Annotated in this window: 1 protein-coding gene and 1 pseudogene; both read left to right on the plus strand. The window is 43.6% G+C overall.

The window, feature by feature from the left end; translation table 11 throughout:
• Positions 1–487: pseudogene (locus F457_RS14250) on the plus strand (IS5/IS1182 family transposase); the annotation flags it as partial.
• Positions 488–923: 436 nt separating this feature from the next.
• Positions 924–4,768: beta strand repeat-containing protein (locus F457_RS13090; RefSeq protein ID WP_018981273.1), on the plus strand; the 3,845-nt coding region annotated here is incomplete at its 3' end.

Consider the following 4,768-nt stretch of genomic DNA (forward strand, 5'->3'; position numbering starts at 1 on the left):
AAACGACCGATCGATTCCCCTGAAATCATGAATGCGCTGTGCACTCTTGTCTGCCTTGGCTGTGTATGGGAGGAGATGCTTTCGGTTCATTTTGATCCCTGGTAGGCCGTCTATTGGTGGTTTGTTGATGCGTCACTTTCTGTTTCAGAGCATTTATGATGTTTGATGGATGGATCGTGTGAGGCAGAAAGATGTGAAGCCGGCTCGTCTGATGGCGTCATAGACCGTCAGAATATCAAGGGCCCCTCATACAAAGAGCAGTGGGGGGTATGACGCCGGTAAAAAGGTGGTATGGGCGCGCAAGCGCCATAGGGTGGTCAATACGGATAAGCGACGGCTACTCGTCAGGCTAATGCCAGCTGATAGTTCAGATAGCGGAGGGGGATGGATGATCCGCTGGCGACGTCTGGTGAAGGATGATGAGAAATGCATCGACTTCGCGGAAGTCATGGCACCCATCGCCATGGGAAGCCTCATGCTACGCTGAAATGCTCATCCCGGAAGTCCCAAAAGGCTCTTATAACCCCTTTATGGGGGAGTATGGTCGCTTTCTTTAATAATAAACATGGCTCTCATAAGTATAATAACTGAAGTTTTATATTCGTATGATTAATTTCTGATTATATATTAAATAAAATCTACACAATATAAAAACATCAACAATATTATGGGATAGTTTAGTTTTTATATTTAAATCGGCATGATTAAGTAAAATTATAAACTATTATTGATATCAAATAGAAATGATTATATTAGACAGTCATGATCTATTGACGATAAAAAAAATATCACTTAAAATGACATTTATAATTTTTCTTATTCATAAAAATGAATAAGGCGGCCTGTACCCTGTCACGTGGTCTTGTCCTGCATCGATAGCGATTTGGTACGGTTAATAATCAGCACAGTTAAGGGAGATGAAGATGAAGTTGATGCATGCCAAGCGATGTCCGTCACGTGGTGTTTTCTTGATGCATTCTGCTCTTTGTGGTGCTTCATTCTTGCTTCTTAACCAAACAGCATATGCGCAGACAGCACCTCAGCCTGTTGAAGCTCAAACACTAAGCCCAAGGCAAAGCGTTTCAGGGGCTGATGTTGTTAACAATAGCAGTAATCCTGTTACATTAAATAATGTATCACTAGGACAAAATTTCATTAATAATGAAAGTTCTAACGCTAGCCTAACAAATATCTCCAATGTGAATGGAAATGCGTCAAATGCGAATGGCCAGCTGACACTTGATAATAGTACAGTACAGGGTAACCTTATTAACGGTACTGGAACGGCGAACGTACAAAATAATTCTAGTATTTTCGGGAATCTGACAAATAGTGGTGGCTCTGTCAATGTGTCTGGGTCGTCTCAAGTGTCAGGAGACTTAAATAGCAATAATGGAAAAATAAATATTTCTTCAGGTGCAAATGTCCAATATCTTCATAGTGAAAATGACAATGTCTATATAGATGGACGGGATGCTTCTCAATCTTACAGAACGATCGTTGGTCAAGAGGTTTATGCTACGGGTGCCAATGAGCATATTACTGTAGATGGTTCTAAGGCCATGATTGTGCATTCATTGTATAATATGGACGGAAGTACCGCCACTTTCGACAATGGTGCTAGAAATGTTGGTCGTGCACCAACAAATAACGCTGCCGCAATAAAAAATCCTGATGGAACTTATTTTGGGACAGGGATTGTTAATAGTAATGCACATCTTATTATTCAAAACAATGCAAATGCATTTTATGTACAAAATACAAAAGGAGGAGATGTTAATATTGGGAAAACGAATGAAGGATTTTATACAGTTGGTACATTAGATAGTGATAGTGGTAGCGTTAATATTAAAGAAGGAAGTGTTGGAACTTTCCATAATAGTGGAACGGGAAATGTAAATGTATCAAGTTCAGTTGAAAATCAATATGCTATTTATAATTTAACAAATAAAGATAATGCAACGTCACATATCGCAAACAACTCTTCAGTTGATACTATTTCAAACAGTGATAATGGTCAGGTATTTTTGAGTGGCGCCTCAGCTGTTAATGATGCTGTAACGAATAGTGGGCATGGGCTAATTTCTATGGATGGGCATTCTACGGCTTATTCAAATATTACAAACAGTGATAGTGCAACATTTTCGTTAGACGGGCAATCTCAGGCCTTAGGGCCAGTGAGTTTTACGGGTGGGACACTCAATGTTCGAGGTGGGTCATCTGTTCAGAATTTAACCATGTCATCTGGCACAACGGTTAATTTGGATGGCGGAAGTATCACTGGTCCTCTAGGGTTCACTGTAGATGATAATACGACCACCCTGAATGTGGGTAGCGGCGGTGGATCAATTTCTGAGATCGCCTTGCAAAACGATACCGGAAACTTTCAATCAGCTTCCATTAATGGGGTTTTGCATATTGGGACGATTGACCAAGGTTTTGCTCTGATGGGCTCTTTGGGCAATAATGGTAGCCTACAAGTTGATGAGGCGAATGGTCAGGCTGTCCTTTTGACAGGTCAAAGCACATCTAAGCAAGCGACAACGTTTTCTGGTGGAACGTTGCAGTTGGGTGATGGCAAGACGCAGACCTCGTTGGCAGGAGATATCAATCTTCCTATTGATAGTGACCAAGCCACGAGTGATGGCATTGATCGAAATACTCTCGTTCTTCAGAACCCTGATAGGACGACGAATGTTTTTTCCGGACATATTACTGGCAATGCTGACTTGGTTCAGAAATCTGGCATTAATATTTTATCGAATGATAATAGTTATAGTGGAAACACCACGATTAAAGGTGGGACGTTACAGCTTGGTGATGGTCATGGGGCTGGATCGATTACGAGTCCTGTCGTTCAAATTAATAAGAATGGCTCGCTGCTTATTAACCGTGATAATACGCTTGTTCTATCATCAGAACTTACAGGGCGAGGTTCGTTAGAGCAGGCGGGTACTGGAACGACTGTTGTTACGCATAATAATGACCGTTTTTCAGGTGCTGTTAAAATTGATCAGGGCAGCACGCTTCAGCTTGGTGATGGGCATACGCAGGGAAGTATTGGGAGCGGTGCTATTGCCAATGATGGTACGCTTTCCATCAATCACTCCGGTGATTTTAATCTTACACAGGTTGTAAGTGGGAATGGTGTTCTAAACCAAGATGGTTCAGGCACAACGGTTATTGCAAATGAGCAGCTTTACAAGGGTGATACGCATGTTAACGCGGGCACCTTGCAACTCGGTGATGGGCATAATACTGGAAGCATACAGGGGAATGCCGTTACGGTAGCGAAGGGTGCTACATTTGCGATTAATCGTGGTGATACGTTTGTGCTCAATCAAACGGTCTCTGGCGATGGGCAGTTGGTTCAGAATGGATCGGGCACGACGGTTCTGACAGGTAATAATAGCTACACTGGTGGCACGCAGGTTGAGGCGGGCACCTTGGATGTTGAAGGTGACAATAGCAAGGCGACCGGGACTCTTAATGTCGCTTCTGGTGCTAGCTTAACGGCCAAACAAGCAACGATTGGTGGTGATGTCCATATTAATTCTGGGGCGACTTTCTCTCCAGGGTCTACGACAATTAATGGTAGTCTGACGCTTGATCAAAATTCGATTCAAAACCTTCATCTTGGGCAAAGTTTGACCGAGGGTGGAGCTTACAATGATTTTGTGAATGTCAAAGGAAACCTCGCTTTAGGTGGTACGCTGAATGTGACGCCGTCCCAAAATGGGCCGAGCCTTATACAAGGGGATCTCGGACCTGGGGTGTATCGTGTTTATGATTATGGCGGAAAGTTGAGTGGGAACATACAGCACGTGAATGTTCCTCATCTTCCGGGAGTGGACTTTACTGTTCAAACAGCTGTTGATCATCAAGTGAACTTGGTTGCTGGCGGGAAAGACTTTAACTTTTGGGATGGTGATAATGACAGTCATCGTTCTGCCAGTGGGTCTGGAAATGGTAAGATTGATGGAGGAAGTGGCGTATGGCGCGCTCTTGGTAATGGAAGTACTCTGAATTGGACAAAAGCAGACGGATCGGCCAATACCCCGTGGATGGGCAATAATTTTGCCATCTTCAATGGTTCGGCTGGTACCGTTCAAGTCAGTGATAAGTCTGATACAGGGGCATTTATGCCTGTTACCTTTAATGGAGCACAGTTTGCCAATAATGATGGCAAAATGTATGTCATTAAAGGAGATACGCTTTACGCAACTACGCCAGAAACGGTCATTGATGTTGGTGATCACTCTGGCAATGGGGCTTCCACTAAAGATGAAATTGATTCTGTTATTGATGGTAGTCAGGTTTCCGGAGGGACGGCGCTTCATAAGACTGACGCTGGGACGTTAATTCTTGGTGCTAATAATAATTTCTCTCGTCCAACTGTGATTGAGGGTGGCACATTGCAGTTAGGCAATGGTGGCGCGACAGGGGATATTGGGCGTGCTGACATTACTGATAATGGTACCTTAGCCATTAATCGTAATAATGATGTGACGTTAAGCCAGGTTATTTCTGGAAGCGGAGGCGTGACCCAACTTGGGACAGGGACAACGATCTTAAGTGGGCATAACCATTATGCAGGCTTGACGGATGTTCAGGCTGGTCAACTTAAGATCACAGGCTCAATTGATGGTGCCTTAGCGGTAGCAGGGGGTGAAGCCACAGTTGATCATGGCAGTGTTGGTGGAGCTGTGACGAATCATGGCACCTTCACGTCACATGGCGGTTCTGTGGGCAGTGTGACCAATGCTGG

It is taken from the genome of Saccharibacter floricola DSM 15669, assembly GCF_000378165.1.
Classification (GTDB): Bacteria; Pseudomonadota; Alphaproteobacteria; order Acetobacterales; family Acetobacteraceae; genus Saccharibacter; species Saccharibacter floricola.